Source organism: Mycolicibacterium sp. SMGY-1XX (assembly GCF_059132455.1).
The window spans coordinates 6,579,151-6,596,760 of record NZ_CP101139.1; the positions used below are offsets into that span (position 1 = coordinate 6,579,151).

Sequence of the window (17,610 nt, forward strand, 5' to 3'; positions counted from 1 at the left end):
CGGTGGTCGGTGTCCTTTCGTTGTTGTCAGTCATGATTGCTCGGCCAGCCGCGTCGTTGCCGCCGGGTGTGGTCCCTCGAGTCGATCCCCGTTGCCGAACAGCGCCCGGCGGTGCGATATCCGGCCCGTCGGCGGTTGGAGCACTCCGCGCGACTTGAGGATCGGCATCACCTCGGCGCTGAACTCCTCGAAATCCCTTGGCGTGACGAATTCGTGCAGGTTGAACCCGTCCACGCCCGTCTCGGTCAGGATGGTCTCCATCTCGGTCGCGATGTCATCCGGGGTTCCCACCAGGGTGCGGGCGTACGGTGACAGGTCGACCAGGCGTGCTTTGATGTCACCGATGGTGTCCGGCCGCGACTTCTCGGTGGTGAATCGCGCGGCTTCGGACTGTGAGAACTGGGTCAAGGTGTCTGGGAGCACCTCGTCATCGCCGAACCGGGACAGGTCGAAACCGCTGGCACCGCCGAATGCCGCGTACTGCGCCTCCGGTGATTGGGCGCGCCGCACCTCGTCGGCCCGACTCTCGGCGTCAGATCGGCTGCGGCCGAGCACAACCGACAGATCGGTGACGACCTTGACGTCGTCTGGCGCGCGACCTGCCCGCACCGCAGCCTCGCGCAATCTGGCCGTGTTCTTGGCCAGGCCTGAACGATTGAGTCCGTTGACGAAGACGACTTCGGCATGGGCTGCGGCGAATTCGAGACCGCGGGCCGACGCCCCGGCCTGATAGATGACCGGTGTGCGCTGAACCGACGGCTCGGTCAGCGCTGGGCCTTGCACGGCGAAGAACTCGCCGCGATGGTCGATGGTGTGCACCTTCGCCGGATCGGCATACACCTTGCGCACCTTGTCGTATACCACGGCGTCGTCGTCCCAACTGCGTTCGAGGAGTTTGTAAACCACCTCCAGGAACTCCTGCGCCCTGCGGTAGCGGACGGCATGCGGCAACTGATCATCGAGCCCGTGGTTGCGGGCGGCGTTCGGCAGGTACGACGTGACGACGTTCCAGCCGATCCGGCCTTTCGAAAGGTGGTCGAGAGTAGCGAATTTCCGCGCCAGCGAAAAGGGATTCTCATAGCTGGTCGATGCCGTGACCACAAAAGACAGATTCTGCGATTTCGTGAGCATGGCGGGGATCACCATGAAGGGATCGTTGAGAGGAAAGTCAACCGCGCCCGCGATGGCTGGATCAAATGAATCGCGGTAGACGTCGTAGATGCCGAGCACGTCGGCGAAGAACAGCGCGTGGAAACCCGCCTCGTCCAGCAATTGCGCGCGCTGCAACCAGAATTCGAGATCTGTGTACCGGTGGCGCGTGCTCTCGGGATGCGCCCAGGTGCCTTGGGCGTAATACCCGACACCCGCCATCTCGAAAGCGTTCACGATCACATCGACACCAACCCTTGACTAGTCCGGCCGTAATTACTACCAGAGCGCAGTCTGGGGACTGAGCGGTGCAAAAAATCAGCGCGAACGAAACCATTGTGATTCCAAAGCGCCGGGCGAACTCCTGCAGGCGGCTACTGCGCCACCGACCACGCCACCGGTAACCGTTTGATGCCGTGCACGAAGGCCGACTTGAGGATGGCGGGCTCTTCGACGGCGACGATATCGGGCACCCGCCGGTGCAGCTCCTCGAACGCAACCCGAATCTCCCGGCGGGCGAGGTTGGCACCCAGGCAGAAATGCGCGCCACCGCCGCCGAAGCCGACCTGAGGATTCGGGTCGCGCGTGACGTCGAACATCCACGGGTTGGCGAACTTTCGCTCGTCCCGGTTCGCCGAGTTGTACCACATCGACACCTTGTCGCCGGCTTTCATTGCCACCCCGCCCAATTCGATGTCGCGGGTCAGGTTGCGGCGCATGAAGATGATGGGTGAAGCCCATCGGACGATCTCCTCGACGGCGGTGCCGGCGACGGCATCGAAGTCGTTCCACCAGATCTCGCGCTGTTCGGGATACCGGGACAGTGCCACCATGCCGTGGCTGATGGCGTTGCGGGTGGTCTCGTTGCCGGCCGCCGACAGCAGGATGAAGAACGAGGCGATCTCCTCGGAGGACAGTCGCTCGCCGTCCACCTCGGCGCGGACCAGGTTGGTGGTCAGGTCTTCGGCGGGCTGTGCGCGCCGGGCCTCGGCCAGGGCGATCCCGTACATGGCGAGATCGGTACCCACCTGGATGAATTCCTCCGCGTCATGCGCCACCTCGGGGTCACCGGCCCCCAGCAACACCGAGGTCCAGTGGAAGATCTTGTCCTCGTCCTCCTCGGGGATGCCCATCATGTCGCAGATGATCTGCAACGGCAGCGGCCCGGCGATGCCGGTGACGAAGTCAGCCTGCCCGTCCGGGTGGCCGGCGATCAGCTCGTCGACCAACCGGCGCGCGCGGTCGCGCACACTCTGCTCGATCTGCGCCAGCACCTTGGGCGTGAACGCCCGGTTGACGATGGCGCGCAGGCGCTGGTGCCGGGGGTCGTCGAGGTTGATCATCGAGCCGAGGAACTCGGCGAGTTCGACCACGGTGTCGTTGAGTGCCGTCGACGTGGGCACCGAGCTGAAGATCTCCGGATGTCGACTGGCGTGGTGCACGTGTTCGTACGACGCCAGCGCCCAGTGTCCCGCCCCGGTCGGAAAGCCGGCGATCTCGGGCACCTCGTGGAACGTGATCGGCGCTTCGCGGCGCAGGGTGGCGAAGGCGCCGTCGCGGATGTCGTCGTCGAGCTCCCAGAAGTCCAGTTGATCCAGGCGCACGTCGCTGAGTGCCACATCCGGTGGCGGCGCCCCGTTCTCCCGTCGCGCGATACCAACCGGACCGATGGTTGCAGTCATGGTGTCCGCCCTTCCGCACGCTTCGCGTCAGTGTGACATTGGTCACCTCGGGCGTCTAGAGTAGGCCGCTACCTCACATTTGCCCCATCCGTAACAGCAGCGAGCGCACGGTTTTGCCCGCAAGCCTCGGCGTGTCGCAGGACGAACACGCTCGGTCGCGTGTATGGGGTTCGGGAGACAGCGGCGGCCGGTTCTGAGAACCTTCAACGATGACGCCCCGCCTGCAGCGCCAGGAGCGCAGCCTCGTCGCGCTCAGCGTCACCGTCATGGTCGCTGCCGCCACGGTCGTCGGCGTCAGCGCCTTGCACCGCGCCCGCGTCGCATTCGACGAGGAGTTCGCCCGCACCTTCGCCGTCGGTGACTGCGTGGTGGTGCCGCAAGCCGAACCGAACCGGGTTCAGGCGAAGAAGACCTCCTGCACCGAGGACCCCAGTTACACCGTCGGTGCCACCACCACCGCCTCGGGGCAGTGTCCCGACCCCGAGTACCAACACTTTCCGGCCGATGTCGCCGACGAGGCCACTGCCACACTGTGTTTGGTGCCCAACCTGCTCGCCGAGCACTGCTACCTGATGCAGATGCCCATCGGCGCGCTGCAACGCGCGGACTGCGATTCCGCCGCGGCCACCCCAGCGGGTGGGCTGCTGGTTCAGGTCACCCAGCGCTTCGACGTTCAGGACAAGCAGATGTGCCCGGACGCCGGCAACCAGTATGTCTGGCCGTACCCGTCGCCCGAGCGCACCTACTGCACCGAAACTCTCTTGTAGGCTAGCCCGAGATCTCCTCCAGCACCGTCTGCCTCGTCTCCGGCAGCGCGACAATGGCAATCAGCGATCCGATGACGAACAACACGGCGCTGCAGGTGAACACGACGGTGGGTCCGCTCGAGGCAATCACCATCGGAACCACCAGGGGGCCGAAGATGGACCCGAGGCGGCCCGCGGCGGTGGAGCTGCCCATACCGATGGCACGCGCGCGGGTGGGAAACAGCTCCGGGGTGTAGGCGAAGATCGACGAGAACATGCCGAAGAAGAAGAACTGCAGGAACGACCCGGCGATGATCAGCTCGGCAACCCCGGCCGCGTTGCCGTAGGCGAAGGCCGCGACGGCCGAGCACAGGGTGAAGCCCACCAAGCACATCTTGCGACCCACAACCTCGATCAGATACGCGGCGGTGAGGAAGCCGGGGATACCCCACAGCGCCATCAGCACGATGTAGCCGACGGACTTCACCATGTCGAAGCCGGAGTCGGCGAGCAGCTTGCCCAACCACGTCGTCAGCCCGTAGTAGCCGCCCAGCAGACAGAACCACATGGCCCAGCTGGCCAGCGTGCGACGGCGATACCGCGTGCTGAAAAGTGCACGCAGACCGCCCTTTCCGCCATCCTCACCGACGGCCACCGGGACCGGCGCCGGCAGCGGCTTGCCGTACGCCGCCTCGGTGCGCCGCTCGAGTCCGTCGAGCACCTGCGCTGCCTGCTCGTAGCGTCCCCGGGAGACCAGCCACCGCGGCGACTCGGGCAGATTGCGCCGCACCATCAGCGCCACGACGGCCAGCACCGCCTGCATGACGAAGAAGCCGCGCCAGCCGAGCGTGGTGGTGAGCAGGATGAACGACAACACTCCGGCCAGGATGAAACCCAGCGGCCAGGTGCCCTCCATCAGCGCGACGTAGCGGCCCCGTTTGGCCGATGGCACGAATTCGGAGAGAAGTGCTGCGGCGACAGGGAATTCAGCGCCCATGCCGATACCGAGCAGAAACCGGAACGACGCCAGGCTGCCGAAATCCCACGAGCATGCCAGCAGCAGGCTCGCCGTGCCCCACACGATGATGCTGTATTTGAACACCGCCAGCCGGCCGAACCGGTCCGCCAGCACCCCGGCCCCCACCGCGCCGATGAACATGCCCGCGAAGGTGGCGCTGCCCACCAGGCCCGCTTGTGTTGCGCTGAGCCCGAACTCGCGGCTGATGGGCGCGAGCAGGAATGTCAGCGCCCCGAGGTCGATCGAGTCGAACAGCCACGCGGTTGCGATGACCAGGAACAGGCTGCGCTGATGACGCGTCCACGGCAGACGTTCCAGACGAGCGGACACCGCTGCGGTGGTGAGCCGTTCGGCGTGGACCGCCGTAGGCAGGGTGGGATCCATGGGGGCGACCTTCCATTCCAGTGACGTCACCACTTCAACAGGTGACGGGAAGATCATCGGGAGATAGAACGTCACCTGTCAAGCAGGTGACGTTTCAGTGGTGTAAAGCTTCAGGCCTGCTCGCGCTTGCGGGCGCGGTAGGCCGCCGCCTTGACTCGGTTGCCGCACTCGTCCATACCGCACCAGGTGCGCCGCATCCCTCGCGACCGGTCCAGGTAGATGCGGGTACAGGTGGGACGGCCGCATTCCTTCATGGGCGCAGCGGCATCAGCCAGAACGACGGCAGCCGAGCGCGCCACCTCCGCCAAGGCCGCCCGGGCTCCCCCGGTCCTGGTCACGCCCTCGGCGGTGAGCTCGACGCCGAACCCCGGTTGCACTGCCCAGCGGTTAACGCATACCAGGTCATCAGCATCAAACGCGGCACCCGAGATCCGAGCGGCCGCCAGCCGGTAGATGGCTTCGCGCAGAACCAGCCCCGCGTCGAACACCTCGGAGTCCACCTGGATACCCGCCGGCATCTCGCCGGTCTCGGCGAACCAGCGGGCCAAGGCGTTCGCGTCGGGCAGCAGTTCCTCGGGCTCGGTACGCCGCCATTTCCTGGTGCCGGCCAGGTCGAGGCCGAGGTTGCCGCTCACGAATACGAAGTCCACATCACCATCTTGACCGGTGACGCCCCATGAGGCAAACTTCGTCACCGGTTCAACCGGTTACTACTGAAGGGACGCTGCGGTGCTGACGCGCGACGACTATCTCTATTTCACCGACCGCGCCCTGGATGGCATGGTCTCGATCGTGGAGCAGCTGGGCGACGAGCGGGCCAATGCGCACGCCTATCCCGGCGCCAACACCCCCTACGCGCTGCTGCACCACTGCCTGGCTGTGGTCGACACCTGGGTGGGGGGCTTCGTGCGCGGCAGGCCGGTGGACCGCGACCGTGAGTCCGAGTTCACCGCCAGCGGACCCGTGGACGAACTGCTGGGCCGGTGCATTCAGACCCGCGTCCGCATGCACGCCGACGTCGACTCAGCTCAGCCCGCCGAGGCACTGTCGCAGCAGCCACCGTCGGAGTTCCTCGGCCCGACACGAGAACTCACCCAGGGCGCCGCACTGCAGCACGTCTTCGAAGAGCTCGCCCAACACCACGGCCAAATGGAGACGCTGCGTGACCTCCTGATGTCCAGACCGCCGGGCAATCCCGAACGACTGCGCGACGGGCACGGCGCCAAGTGGACAGCGGTACCGGCGACGGTGCTGCCCGCCTGGGTCGCTGACATGGATCTCGGTGTGCCGCCGGCCGTTTCGGCGGCACTGCGCCGTACCGTCGACCTCCAGGACCTCGGATATCCGTACTGGCCGGAGGGCGACCCGGTGATCACCGCGTTCACGGACCGGATGACCACCCGCTACGGCTGGTCCCCGGAACCCGACCGCACCCGGGTGTTCAGCGATCTGATCCAGATCCTGCAGGTGGTGATCGAACACACCACCCACCCGGGTGAGGCTGTGGCACTGCATGTCCCGACCTACCCGCCGTTCCTGGCGGCGATCCAGCGCGCCGGCCGGACCATCGTCCCACTGCGTTTCCACGACACCGGGCAACTTGATCTCGAGCAGCATCGTGCTGCTCTGGTGCGGCACACGCCCCGGCTCCTCGTCGTGGTCAACCCGCACAATCCCACCGGGCGGGTGCTCGATCGTCAGGAACTGCGCGCACTGTCCGAACTCGCCATCGAGCACGGGATTCCGGTGTTCGCCGACGAGATCCACTCCGACCTCACCTATGCGCCGCACACCCACGTTCCGTTCGCCTCGCTGGGGCCTGACGTAGCCGCGCTCACCATCACGGCCACCTCGGCCACCAAGGCGTTCAACCTGGCCGGAACCCGCTGCGCCGTCGCGCACATCGGACATCTACCCACCGCGCACGCGCTGGATCGGGCGCCGCTGGACTTCTTCGGCACCCCGAGTGTGCTGAGCCGGGTGGCCACCGTCGCCGCGTGGCGCGACAGCGACCCGTGGCAGAAGGAACTTGCAGATCTGTTACACCGCAACCGCACCCGGGTGTCCGAGTGGGCCGCGGCCCAACCCGGACTGACCTACCGCGCGCCGGAGGCGACCTACCTGGGCTGGCTGGACTTCAGGGGCACTTCGCTGGCCGCCGATCCCGCCGCTCGAATCCTCGCCGGCGGCGTGCAGTTGAGCCCCGGCGCCGATTTCAGCCAGCACACCGACGTAGACACCTCGTCCTACGCGCGGCTGAACTTCGCGACGACGCCGACGCTGCTCGACGAGATCCTGGACCGGATCGGGCGGTGCCTTTAGCCCCGGCCGGGCATGCATCAGGTCACCAGTCGGGCGATCGAGCGCATCGGGATCGGCAGCCACGCGGGACGATAGCGCGACTCATACGCCGCTTCGTACACGGCTTTGTCCAACTCGTATGCCGCCAGCAGGGCATCGTGTTCGCGGGGGTCGGTACCCGCGACGGCGGCATAGCCGTCGCAGAACGCCGTGCGGTTGTCGTCCACCCAGGCCGTCGCCTGTGCCACCGCGTTCACCCCCACCTCATTGCCGACCAGCGGCTGGTAGGCGGCGTACTCGTAGGAGCGCAACATGCCCGCCACATCGCGGATCGGTGAATCCGGTTTGCGACGCTCCTCCAGGGGCGCACCGGGTTCACCCTCGAAGTCGATCAGCAGCCAGGTCTCCGGTGTGCGCAGCACCTGCCCGAGATGAAGATCGCCGTGCATGCGCTGCACGGTCATCGGCACCCCGGCCAACGCCCGGAACCGACTCTGGATGGCCGCGACATAGTTCCCCAGGTCGGGCACCTGCGCGGCGGCGGACTCCAGCCGGGCCAGGGCCGTCTCGACCGGGAATTCCGCTGTGGCAGAACCCAGTTCGTCAGCCAGCGCACGATGCACGGAGGCGACGGCCTCACCGAGGCGGTAGGTCTCGGCCGCCAGGTCCCCGCCGGGCTCACCACTGTAGAGCGCACGCGAGCTGGCGGTGGCCATATCCCACCCCTCGGTGGAATTGGCCGCGAAATCGGTCACCATACCCAGCGGGCAGGGCTGGCCGTCCCACACCGTCTCGTAGGCGCCGAGCAGTTTGGCGACGTTGCTGTTCCCGGCGCGGCCCAGCACCCGGTTGATCTCGATATCCGGGTTGATACCGGGGCTGACCCGGCGGAACGCCTTGAACATCGCCTGCTTGCCGAAGATGACGCTGGTATTGCTCTGTTCGGCCGACGACACCCGCGGCAGCGCCTCCACGGGCAGCACCACATCGGGTTCCCGCTCGAAGCCCACGTCATCGCGGCGCGCGGAGCCGTCGATCAGTGCCAGCAGAAAGGCCGCCGACGCCGGGTGGTACAGCGCGTCGTAGCCCGTCCGGGCCCCGTCGACGCCGATCCGTGCATTCTCCGGCACCCCGTCGGCATCCCACGCGACCAGCACCTGGTACCGCTCCGCGGGGCCGTCGGCGTACCGCGCGTCCACCAGCACCAGGTCCAGGTCGTCGCGCAGCGCGGTCACCGCCGCGGGCTGCGCCGAGACCAGCTCACGGTTACGACCGGCGTACCAGCGTTGTCTCGGCAGCCACTCGTCGAATGCCAGATTCACGAGTTTCCTCCCACGAGTCCCATCGTCTCTCCCATTACCCGAACCCGGCCACCCTCAATCGGGACCAGCCGCCGGTACAGTTCCCACGTGCGTGCCACCGAGATCGTCCTGCGCTACATCGAGCAGCAGCTCGAGGCCGGGGACCTGCAGGTCGGGATGCGGTTGCCCGGCGAGCGGGGGCTGGCCGAGCAGCTCAACGTCTCGCGCGGATCGGTGCGCGAGGCACTGCAGGTGTTGGCGGCCATGGGTGTGGTGCGCCGCTCGGTGGGCTCAGGGCAGGAAGCCGGCGCCATCTTGATCGCTGAACCTGCCGCGCCGCTGGACGCGGCGTTGCGGCTGCACGTGGCCACCCGTGCGTTTCCCGTCGCCCAGGTGGTGGAGACGCGGGTGTTACTCGAGTCGTGGGCAGTGTCCCGCGCCGCCGCGGGTGACGCCCCACTCGATGAGGTGCTGCGGCTGCTGAAGCTGATGGACGCGCCCGAGATCGACGTCCGTGAGTTCCTGCGCCTGGACGCCGAACTGCATGTGGCGATCGCGGCCCTGTCCGGCAACGCGGTGGTGGCGCAGATGATGACGTCCCTGCGCGGTTCGATCGAGACCTATGTGGTCGCAGCCATCCCACGCATCGCGGATTGGCCCAACCTGATCAACAAGTTGCGCGGTGAGCACCACGCCATCGTCGACGCCATCGCCCGCTCGGACCCCGACCAGGCCACCGCGGTGATCACCCGCCACATCCACGAATTCTACGAGTACTCGGGCCTCAACCCGTCACCACCAGGACCGGGGCTGCAGCCACCCCCACCATGACCTTGTCGCCCGGACTGAACTGCTGCGCCTGCGCGCTGGGCATCTGCGCGATGACGAGCGTGCCGTCGGCCAGTGTGGTGCTGACCCGCGACACCGGGCCGAGGAAGGCCACCGCGGCGACGGCCGCGGTGCCGTCGGGATCCGGTTGCACGGTCACCGACTCCGGACGCACCATCGCCACGCCGGCACCGGCGTCGATGGACCCGGCCAACGCCGGCATGGATGTGCCCAGCACGGTCGCGGTCCCGCGGCTCACCTCGGCGCTCACCTTGTTGTTGAGCCCGACGAATTCGGCGACGAACGGCGTGGCCGGGTTGGTGTAGAGCTCGGCCGGCGCGGCGATCTGCTCCAGCTTGCCGCGGCTCATCACCCCCACCCGGTCGGCGACGGCCAGAGCCTCTTCCTGATCGTGGGTGACGAACAGCGTCGTGGTGCCCACCTCGAGCTGAACGCGGCGGATCTCGTCGCGCAGCTGTACCCGGACCTTGGCGTCCAACGCCGACAGCGGCTCGTCGAGCAGCAGCACGCTGGGCTCGATCGCAAGCGCCCGCGCCAGCGCAACCCGCTGCTGCTGCCCGCCGGAGAGCTGGGTGGCGAATTTGTGCGCGTGTTCGCCCAGCCCCACCAGCTCCAGCATTTCCATCGCCCGGGAAACCCTGTGCTGCTTCGGCTTTCCGCGCAGCTTGAGTCCGAAGGCGATGTTGTCGACGACGGTCAGGTGCGGGAACAGGCTGTAGGCCTGGAACACCATGCCCATATCGCGTTTGTTGGCTGGCACCTTGGTGATGTCTCGCCCACCGACGGCCACGGTGCCCGTGGTGGGATCGTCGAGACCGGCCAGGATGCGCAGCGCGGTGGTCTTGCCGCACCCCGACGGCCCCAGCAGCGCCACCATCTCGCCCGGCTCCAGATGCAGGCTCAGCCCGTCCAGCGCCTTCACCGGGCCGTACGCACGGGTCAGGTCGTTGAGATCGACGGCAAGGCCCATACTTTGGGTCATGTCCCTCCTAGCGGGGCAGCGGCCTCTTCCACGGTCGCACCGCGCCTACCCCGGCGGCGGACCAGCGAAAGACCGAGCAGCAGAACAAATCCGAACAGCAGTACCGCCAGCGACGCCGCCACCGATGTGGGTCCGTCGCTCTTGCCGATCGCCACGATCTGCACCTGCAGCGTGTTGTATCCGGTCAGTGAGGCGATGGTGTACTCGCCGAGCACCACCGCGATCGAGATGAACGACGCCGACAGCACACCAGACCAGACATTGGGCACGATGACGTGGGAGATGGTGGTGAACCAGCCGGCCCCCAATGAGCGTGCCGCCTCCGAAAGCGTCCGCAGGTCAATGGAAGACAGTGCGGCGTCAAGCGCGCGGTAGGCGAACGGCAGCACGATGATGACGTACACGAACGTCAGCGTCAGCGCCGACTCACCGAGGAAATACGTCACCCAGAGGTACACGTTGCGCAGTCCCACCACGATGACCAGTGCGGGAATGGTCAACGGCAGCAGGCACAAGAACTCCACCAATCCGGTGGCCCAGGGCGCCCGCAGCCGCACCCAGATCATCGTCGGCAACAACAGCAGCAACATCACCGCGACGGTCAGCACCGACAGCAACAGCGACGTGACGATCGACGAGAACAATGCGTCGTCTTCGATCAGGTTCACCCACGCCTGCAGTGTCCGACCGCCCTGCAACAGATTTCGCGTCGAGAAGTCCGCCATGGCGTACAGCGGGAACAGGAAGAACAGACCGAACAGCACCCACAGGACGCCACGGACCACCCGGTTCGCCGCCATTCTTTGACTCGCCATTCTTTGACTCACCGAAGCCACCGGCTCGTGCGTCGCACCAGCAGGTTGTACGCCACCATCACCACGGCGACCACGATGATCATCTCCAGTGCCAGCGCGTAGGCGAATCCGGACTGTCCCAACACCACCTCACTGGTCAGCGCCGCCCGGATCAGCAGCGGCAGGATGGGACTGCCCTGGCTGACCAGCGCCGCGGCCGTGGCGTAGGCCGCAAAAGCGTTGGCGAACAACAGCAGTACCCCACCGAGAAAGGCCGGTGTCAACAACGGGAGCGCGACTTCCCGCCAGTACTGCCAGGTGGTGGCTCCCAGGCTGACCGCCGCTTCGCGCCACTGTTCTCGCAACCCCTCGAGTGCGGGAAGGAACACGATGACCATCAGCGGGATCTGGAAGTAGGTGTACACCAGCACCAGCCCGGACAGGCCGTACAACCAGCCGCCGCCGGCGAGGTTGAACCCGGACAGGTCGACCACCCAGACGGTCAGCACACCGTTGAGCCCGATCGTCGCCAGGAACGCGAATGCCAGTGCCACACCGCCGAACTGAGCCAACACGCTGCACAACGACAGCGCCGCCCGCCGGAACGCCGACGTCGCCGGGCGGGCCAGGATCAGCCACGCCAGCACCGCCCCCAGCACCGCACCGATGATCGCCGTACTGCCGGACAGCAACAGGCTGCGCCACAGTGCGGCCAGGGCGGTGTCCGAGAACAACGCGGCCACCAGGTCGAACGTGAAGCCTTCGTCCCCCACGAAGGCGTTCACGATCACCGTCACGGTCGGGACGATCAGGAAGATCGCGACGAAGGCGAAGAACGGCAGCAGCGGCAGCCCGTCCCGCAGCCGGCGGACCAGCACGGTGGTGTCAGCCAACGGCCGCGGCCCAGTTCTCCGCCAGGTACTTCGACGCCGCGTCCGTCTGCTCCTTGGTCAGGATCGTCGTCGGCCCCTCGATCTCGGGAAGCTGCACCCCGCTCTTGATCAACGCATCGGCCCGCACCGGTCGCACCCCGCCCTCGGCGTAGAGCTTCTGGCCCTCGTCGCTGTAGAGGAACTCCTGCCACAACCGGGCGGCGGCGGGATGCGGAGCGTCCTTGTTGATGGCCTGGTAGTAGTAGCCGGCCACGGCGGCGTCCTGCGGCACCAGCGTCTGCCAGCTCGGCAGCTTCTTGGTCTCGGCTTCGTTGAGGTAGTTCCAGTCGATCACCACCGGGGTCTGACCCGATTCGATGGTGGCCGGTGTCGGATCGACGGGCAGGAAGTTGCCCGCCTCCTTGAGCTTGCGGAAGAACTCCACGCCGGGGGCGATGTCGTCGGCCGATCCGCCCTGGGACACCGCCACCATGACGACACCGGAGAACGCCGCGCCGGCCTGAGTCGGGTCTCCGTTGAGCGCGACCTTGCCCTGGTACTCGGGCTTGAGCAGATCGTTGACGCTGGTGACCGGCGGCACCTTCGCCGAGTCGAACCCGATCGACATGTAGCCGCCGTAGTCGTTGACCCACAGGCCGTCGGCGTCTTTGAGTTCGTCGCCGATCTCGCCGAAGGTCTCGACCTTGTACGGGGCGAACATCGCGGTGTTGGCCAGCGCCACCGACTGACCGAGGTCGAACACGTCAGGCGCGGTGCTGCGGCCCTTCTGCTGGTTCGCGGCGTTGATCTCGTCCTGGCTGGAGGCGTCGGGCTGAGCCGAGTTCACCTTGATGCCGTACTTCTGGCTGAACGCGTCGATGACGGCGCCGTAGTTCGCCCAGTCCGGCGGCAACGCGATCACATTGAGCTCACCTTCGGCCTTGGCGGCTTCCACCAGACCTTCGAGCCCACCGAAGTCCTCCGCGGAGGTGGCTTCCGCGGCATTGACGCCGCCGTCGGTCTGCTCGCCGGAGCTCTCCTTCTCCGGCGGTGCGCAGGCAGCCATCGCGAGGACCAGAGCACTGGCCGAGACAGCGCCGAGGAGGCGCTTGGACGTGAGGACAGATGTCATGGCCGAACCTTCCGATGGTCATTCGACTACCACGTGACGCGCCGGTTTACGCCGCACGGCGCCGGGGTGAACGTAACCGGAGAACACGGCCCACAACGAGAAAATCCCCCAACTGTGACAGTTGGGGGATCTTCTCGTGATTCGGGTCAGCCGATCAGATGCGCCTGCAGGTCCGGCTTCATGGCCTGCAGCTCCCGGCCCCAGTAGTTCCAGTTGTGGGTGCCGTTGTTCGGGAAGTTGAAGACACCGTTGCTACCGCCCGCCGCGATGTAGTTGTCACGGAAGGTGATGTTGGTGCGGATGGTCAGGCCCTCCAGGAACGTGGCCGGCAGGTCGCCGCCACCGAGCTCGTTGGGCTGGCCGTTACCGCAGTAGATCCAGATGCGGGTGCCGTTGGCGACGATCTGCGGGATCTGCACCATCGGGTCGTTGCGCTTCCAGCCGCTGTTCGGGTCTTCGGTCTTGCCCCACATGTCGTCGGCCTTGAAGCCGCCGGCGTCACCCATCGAGATGTTGATCAGGAACGGCCACCAGCCCTCGGAGGGGTTCAGGAAGCCGGACATGGAGCTGGCGTAGGTGAACTGGTTCGGGTGGTACACCGACAGGATCAGCGACGCCGAGCCGGCCATGGACAGGCCGACCGCGGCGTTGTTGGTGGAACGCACCTGACGATTGGCGGCCAGCCAGTTCGGCAGCTCCGAGGTCAGGAAGGTCTCCCACTTGTAGGTCTGGGTCGGGCCCTTGTTGCGGGCCGGGGCGTACCAGTCGGTGTAGAAGCTCGACTGTCCACCCACCGGCATGACGATCGACAGACCCGAGTCGAGGTACCACTCGAAGGCCTGGGTGTTGATGTCCCAGCCGTTGAAGTCCTCCTGGGCACGCAGGCCATCGAGGAGGTAGACCGCCGGCGAGTTCGGGCCGCCGCTCTGGAACTGGACCTTGATGTCCTTGCCCATCGAGGGCGACGGCACCATCAGGTATTCCACCGGCAGGCCCGGGCGCGAGAACGCCCCTGCCGTCGCGGTCATCCCGGTCACGCCGAGCAGTCCGGGCAGAGCCGCGGACGCCACCGCCGCGACACCGAGCCGACGCGCCCAATTCCCACGCAGCTTCGAGAAGAATTTCATCAGTTGATTTCCAGCCAATCTGTGCTTACGACGCAGATGCCGTCGCGACTCCATTGCCGACGCACCGTGGCGCGACGGCGATCCTGTACCAGTCGTCTTCGTTGTCACACATGACGCTCCCCTGCCGGCTGACCCTACAGGGGACACCCAGCTAGCGATAGTGGACGCTAGCTGATAAAGGGGTGGTTACGCGAACCGTAAAAACTGACCGTTTCGGCAAATATGCCATCCCGCGGGGGCCTCGGTCAGCTCCGGTAGCGTGGCGGCGATGGTCCGACCTGCACAAACAGCCCGCAGCGAACGCACCCGCGAAGCGCTGCGCCAGGCCGCGCTCGTCAGGTTCCTCGCCCAGGGCGTGGAGGCGACGTCGGCCGATCAGATCGCCGCCGATGCCGGCGTTTCGCTGCGGACCTTCTACCGGCACTTCACCTCCAAACACGATTTGCTGTTCGCCGACTTCGACGCCGGCCTGCAGTGGTTTCGCGCCGCGCTGGCCTCCCGGCCCGCTGACGAACCCGTCCTGGTGGCAGTCAACACCGCCATCGCGGCCTTCCCCTACGACGCCGAGGCCGTCACCAAGATCGCCCGGCTGCGCGCCGGCGAACTGGACAGCGAGCGGATCGTGCGCAACATCCGCCAGGTGGAAGCGGACTTCGCGATCGCTGTCGAAGCGCATCTGCGCCGCACTCACCGGGGCAACGGCTCCGGAGACCGGCGTCTGCATCTGACCGTCGCGGCCCGGTGCATCGCCGCAGCGGTGTTCGGTGCCATGGAGGTCTGGATGGTCGGCGAGGACAGATCGCTCGACGAACTGTCCCGGCTGTGTCAGACCGCGTTGTCATCCCTCGAATCCGGCATCGTGCACGACCTGGTTTCGTCATAATTGACAAAACTTTGACGTGAGGGAGCCCGGTCATGCCCGATTTTGACGTGATTGTGGTCGGCGCCGGGCACAACGGGCTCACCTCCGCGGCCATCGCGGCGGCAGCGGGCCTGCGCACGGTCTGCCTGGACTTCAAGCTCTACGCCGGTGGCATGGCCTCGACGGTCGAACTCTTCCGGGACAACGGGGCTGGCTATCGGTTCGAGATCGCCGGCTCGCTGCAGTTCCCCACCTCACTGGAAGTGAGCGCAGAGCTGGGCCTGGACACCTTGCCCACCATCGACGTCGACGTGATGTCGGTGTCGCTGCGCGGCGTCGGCGATGCACCCGTCGTCTACTACACCGACCCCATGCAGCTGATGACGCATCTCAACGACGTGCACGGCGCCGAGGCCGTCAACGGCATGGCCGGCCTGATGGCGTGGAGCCTGGCGCCCACCCGGGCCCTCGGCCGGTTCGATGCCGGCCGGCCACCGAAGACGTTCGACCAGATGTTCGCGTGCGCCACCAACGATTTCGAGCGCGCCGCGATCAACGACATGCTGTTCGCCTCGGTGTCCGACGTACTGGACCGTTACCTCCCCGACCGGGAGAAGCACGGCGCGCTACGCGGAATGCTCGCCTTCCTCGCCGTCAACACCACCTACCGCGGACCGCAGACACCCGGCAGCGCCGCGGCGCTGGCCTACGGACTGGCGGTACCCGACGCCGGCGCCGTGCTGATGAAGAAACTCAAAGGCGGCATCGGCGCGCTCACGGTGCACCTACGCGAGCGCGTGGAGTCACACGGCGGGCAGGTGCGGTTGCGCAGCCGGGTCGACGAGATCCTCGTGACCGACGGCCGCGTCAGCGGCGTGCGCTTGCAGGACGGGTCGGTGCTGACGGCTCCGATCGTCATCTCCAGCCTGGCTCCCGATGTGACTGTTTCTCTTGTCGATGGCGGCACAATGCCGGTCGAGGTGCGCGACCGCTACGCCCGCATCGACCACCGCGGCAGTTATCTGCAGATGCACTTCGCCCTCGACGGCATCCCCGAATTCGCCGCACCCTACGAGGTACTCAACGATCCCGCGATGCAGTCCGCCATCGGCTTGTTCAGCACTCCCGAGGAGCTGCAGGAGCAGTGGGAAGCCAGCCGCCGCGGCCACGTTCCCCGTGATCCGGCCATCGCGCTGCAGATTCCGTCGGTGCATGATCCGGAACTGGCGCCCGAGGGCAAGCATGCGGCGTCGGCATTCGCGCTGTGGTTCCCCGTCGAGGAGCACGAAGCCGGTTACGGCGAACTGAAAGCGGCGATGGGCCAGCGGGTCATCGACAAGATCACCCGGTTGGCGCCCAACTTCGAACGGTCGATCATCCGGCACACCACCTTCACCCCGAGACACATGGGCACCATGTTCGGCGCGCCCGGCGGGGACTATTGCCATGGGCTGCTGCACTCCGATCAGATCGGGGTGAACCGCCCCGGGCCGCGCGGCTACGTCGACCAGCCTCTGCCTGTCGAGGGGCTGTATCTGGGTGGCGCGGGATGCCATGGTGGGCCGGGCATTACCTTCATCCCGGGGTACAACGCCGCCCACCAGGCGCTCATCGATTCCGGCTAACCGCCGACCGATCGCAGGCATACTGGCGCCATGGGCGCCAATCCCCGGAAGATCCTGCTTCTGCACAGCTTCTTCGGCCGCCCGTCGCTGTTCGGCCCGTGGATCGACTACTTCACCGCCGCCGGCTACGACTGCCACGCCCCCGCCCTGCCCGGCCGCGACCCCTCCGACGATGCGGTGCTCACCCGCACCGGCATCGACGACTGTTACGCGGTGGCCCTGTCCGCCTACGACGCCCTCGGGGAACCGGCGATCGTGATCGGACACAGCCTGGGTGGCCTGCTCGGCCAGAAGGTCGCCGCGGCCCGTGATCCCGCCGCACTTGTTCTGCTCGCCTCGATTCCGCCGGGGATCCTCGTGCCGCAGGCCAGAGTGCTGCGACATCTGGTGCCGCTGCTTCCGGACATTCTGCGCGGCCGGCCGTTCCTGCCGTCGGAGTCGACCATCCGGAAGGTGCCGCTGAGCACGCTGGCGCGTGCCGAGCAGGACGTCCTGCTGCCGCGCCTGGTACGCGACTCCGGTCGGGTGTTCCGTGAGATGTCCCTGGGCGCCTCGTCCACCAGAGTGAAGTCCTCGGCCGTGACGTGCCCGGTTCTGTGTGTCAGCGCCGGCGAGGACCGGAATGTCGCGCAATGGATCTCGCGCCGGATCGCAGCGCGGTACGGCGCCGCACACCAGGTGCACCCGATGCTCCCGCATTGGATCATCGCCGAATCGGCTGTCGAGACAGTGGCGCCCCCGGTGCTGTCCTGGCTGCGGCGTACCGTCTGACATTCGACTTCGCCA

The 17,610-nt window shown here is 66.8% G+C and carries 16 protein-coding genes; 6 read left to right on the plus strand and 10 right to left on the minus strand.

Annotated elements, in window-relative coordinates:
• Positions 1 to 30: 30 nt before the first annotated feature.
• Together NL241_RS31405 and NL241_RS31410 are read right to left on the minus strand one after the other, a co-directional pair.
• Positions 31 to 1,386 carry an NtaA/DmoA family FMN-dependent monooxygenase gene (locus NL241_RS31405; protein ID WP_494396017.1) on the minus strand — a complete coding sequence of 452 codons (1,356 nt, stop codon included), beginning with the start codon at positions 1,384 to 1,386 and terminating at the stop codon, positions 31 to 33.
• Positions 1,387 to 1,523: 137 nt separating this feature from the next.
• Positions 1,524 to 2,831 (minus strand): cytochrome P450, encoded by a 1,308-nt coding sequence (locus tag NL241_RS31410; protein ID WP_494396018.1) that lies wholly within the window; start codon positions 2,829 to 2,831, stop codon positions 1,524 to 1,526.
• Positions 2,832 to 3,040: 209 nt separating this feature from the next.
• Here NL241_RS31410 and NL241_RS31415 point away from each other — a divergent pair, with 209 nt between their 5' ends.
• Positions 3,041 to 3,598: an LppU/SCO3897 family protein gene (locus tag NL241_RS31415; protein WP_494396019.1), complete on the plus strand. Its 558-nt coding sequence runs from the start codon at positions 3,041 to 3,043 to the stop codon at positions 3,596 to 3,598.
• A 1-nt stretch (position 3,599) separates the two neighbouring features.
• Here the strand turns inward: NL241_RS31415 and NL241_RS31420 are convergent, their stop codons facing one another.
• Both NL241_RS31420 and NL241_RS31425 read right to left on the minus strand, forming a co-directional pair.
• Positions 3,600 to 5,054, minus strand: coding sequence for an MFS transporter (locus tag NL241_RS31420; protein WP_494396020.1), 1,455 nt, complete (start codon positions 5,052 to 5,054; stop codon positions 3,600 to 3,602).
• Between the two features lie 35 nt (positions 5,055 to 5,089).
• Entirely contained in the window at positions 5,090 to 5,629 is a 540-nt protein-coding gene (locus NL241_RS31425; RefSeq protein WP_494396021.1) for a CGNR zinc finger domain-containing protein, read from the minus strand.
• 79 nt (positions 5,630 to 5,708) lie between these two features.
• Between NL241_RS31425 and NL241_RS31430 the strand changes: the two genes are divergently transcribed.
• A complete protein-coding gene (locus NL241_RS31430; protein ID WP_494396022.1) occupies positions 5,709 to 7,301 on the plus strand; it encodes an aminotransferase class I/II-fold pyridoxal phosphate-dependent enzyme in 1,593 nt (530 codons plus the stop codon).
• 17 nt (positions 7,302 to 7,318) lie between these two features.
• Here the strand turns inward: NL241_RS31430 and NL241_RS31435 are convergent, their stop codons facing one another.
• On the minus strand, positions 7,319 to 8,602 hold the full coding sequence (locus NL241_RS31435; protein WP_494396023.1) for a maltokinase N-terminal cap-like domain-containing protein: 1,284 nt from the start codon (positions 8,600 to 8,602) through the stop codon (positions 7,319 to 7,321).
• An 87-nt stretch (positions 8,603 to 8,689) separates the two neighbouring features.
• Between NL241_RS31435 and NL241_RS31440 the strand changes: the two genes are divergently transcribed.
• A complete protein-coding gene (locus NL241_RS31440) occupies positions 8,690 to 9,412 on the plus strand; it encodes a FadR/GntR family transcriptional regulator (protein WP_487690555.1) in 723 nt (240 codons plus the stop codon).
• Here the strand turns inward: NL241_RS31440 and NL241_RS31445 are convergent.
• The 5 genes from NL241_RS31445 to NL241_RS31465 all read right to left on the minus strand — a co-directional run bounded on the left by NL241_RS31445 (position 9,366) and on the right by NL241_RS31465 (position 14,337).
• On the minus strand, positions 9,366 to 10,412 hold the full coding sequence (locus NL241_RS31445; RefSeq protein ID WP_494396024.1) for an ABC transporter ATP-binding protein: 1,047 nt from the start codon (positions 10,410 to 10,412) through the stop codon (positions 9,366 to 9,368). The two genes, NL241_RS31440 and NL241_RS31445, sit on opposite strands and share 47 nt — an antisense overlap.
• Complete coding sequence (locus NL241_RS31450; protein ID WP_487690551.1) at positions 10,409 to 11,227, minus strand: ABC transporter permease; 819 nt, start codon at positions 11,225 to 11,227, stop codon at positions 10,409 to 10,411. Before NL241_RS31450 ends, NL241_RS31445 begins: the two co-directional genes overlap by 4 nt.
• A gap of 8 nt (positions 11,228 to 11,235) precedes the next feature.
• Complete coding sequence (locus NL241_RS31455) at positions 11,236 to 12,081, minus strand: ABC transporter permease (protein ID WP_494398424.1); 846 nt, start codon at positions 12,079 to 12,081, stop codon at positions 11,236 to 11,238.
• A gap of 10 nt (positions 12,082 to 12,091) precedes the next feature.
• Positions 12,092 to 13,210 (minus strand): ABC transporter substrate-binding protein, encoded by a 1,119-nt coding sequence (locus NL241_RS31460; RefSeq protein WP_494396025.1) that lies wholly within the window; start codon positions 13,208 to 13,210, stop codon positions 12,092 to 12,094.
• 146 nt (positions 13,211 to 13,356) lie between these two features.
• On the minus strand, positions 13,357 to 14,337 hold the full coding sequence (locus tag NL241_RS31465; protein WP_487690549.1) for an esterase family protein: 981 nt from the start codon (positions 14,335 to 14,337) through the stop codon (positions 13,357 to 13,359).
• A 268-nt stretch (positions 14,338 to 14,605) separates the two neighbouring features.
• Here NL241_RS31465 and NL241_RS31470 point away from each other — a divergent pair, with 268 nt between their 5' ends.
• From NL241_RS31470 to NL241_RS31480, 3 genes are read left to right on the plus strand one after another with little or no spacing between them, the layout of a single operon-like run.
• Positions 14,606 to 15,220 carry a TetR family transcriptional regulator gene (locus NL241_RS31470; protein ID WP_487690547.1) on the plus strand — a complete coding sequence of 205 codons (615 nt, stop codon included), beginning with the start codon at positions 14,606 to 14,608 and terminating at the stop codon, positions 15,218 to 15,220.
• Between the two features lie 32 nt (positions 15,221 to 15,252).
• Positions 15,253 to 16,824, plus strand: coding sequence for a phytoene desaturase family protein (locus NL241_RS31475; protein ID WP_487690545.1), 1,572 nt, complete (start codon positions 15,253 to 15,255; stop codon positions 16,822 to 16,824).
• Positions 16,825 to 16,854: 30 nt separating this feature from the next.
• Entirely contained in the window at positions 16,855 to 17,595 is a 741-nt protein-coding gene (locus NL241_RS31480; RefSeq protein ID WP_487690543.1) for an alpha/beta hydrolase, read from the plus strand.
• Positions 17,596 to 17,610 lie beyond the last annotated feature (15 nt).

Excerpts from the sequence above, each read along its gene's own strand:
- NL241_RS31410 (WP_494396018.1), bottom strand. The coding sequence starts at position 2,831 with ATGACTGCAACCATCGGTCCGGTTGGTATCGCGCGACGGGAGAACGGG.
- NL241_RS31415 (WP_494396019.1), top strand. The coding sequence starts at position 3,041 with ATGACGCCCCGCCTGCAGCGCCAGGAGCGCAGCCTCGTCGCGCTCAGC.
- NL241_RS31445 (WP_494396024.1), bottom strand. The coding sequence starts at position 10,412 with ATGACCCAAAGTATGGGCCTTGCCGTCGATCTCAACGACCTGACCCGT.
- NL241_RS31450 (WP_487690551.1), bottom strand. The coding sequence starts at position 11,227 with ATGGCGAGTCAAAGAATGGCGGCGAACCGGGTGGTCCGTGGCGTCCTG.
- NL241_RS31460 (WP_494396025.1), bottom strand. The coding sequence starts at position 13,210 with ATGACATCTGTCCTCACGTCCAAGCGCCTCCTCGGCGCTGTCTCGGCC.
- NL241_RS31465 (WP_487690549.1), bottom strand. The coding sequence starts at position 14,337 with ATGAAATTCTTCTCGAAGCTGCGTGGGAATTGGGCGCGTCGGCTCGGT.
- NL241_RS31470 (WP_487690547.1), top strand. The coding sequence starts at position 14,606 with ATGGTCCGACCTGCACAAACAGCCCGCAGCGAACGCACCCGCGAAGCG.
- NL241_RS31475 (WP_487690545.1), top strand. The coding sequence starts at position 15,253 with ATGCCCGATTTTGACGTGATTGTGGTCGGCGCCGGGCACAACGGGCTC.
- NL241_RS31480 (WP_487690543.1), top strand. The coding sequence starts at position 16,855 with ATGGGCGCCAATCCCCGGAAGATCCTGCTTCTGCACAGCTTCTTCGGC.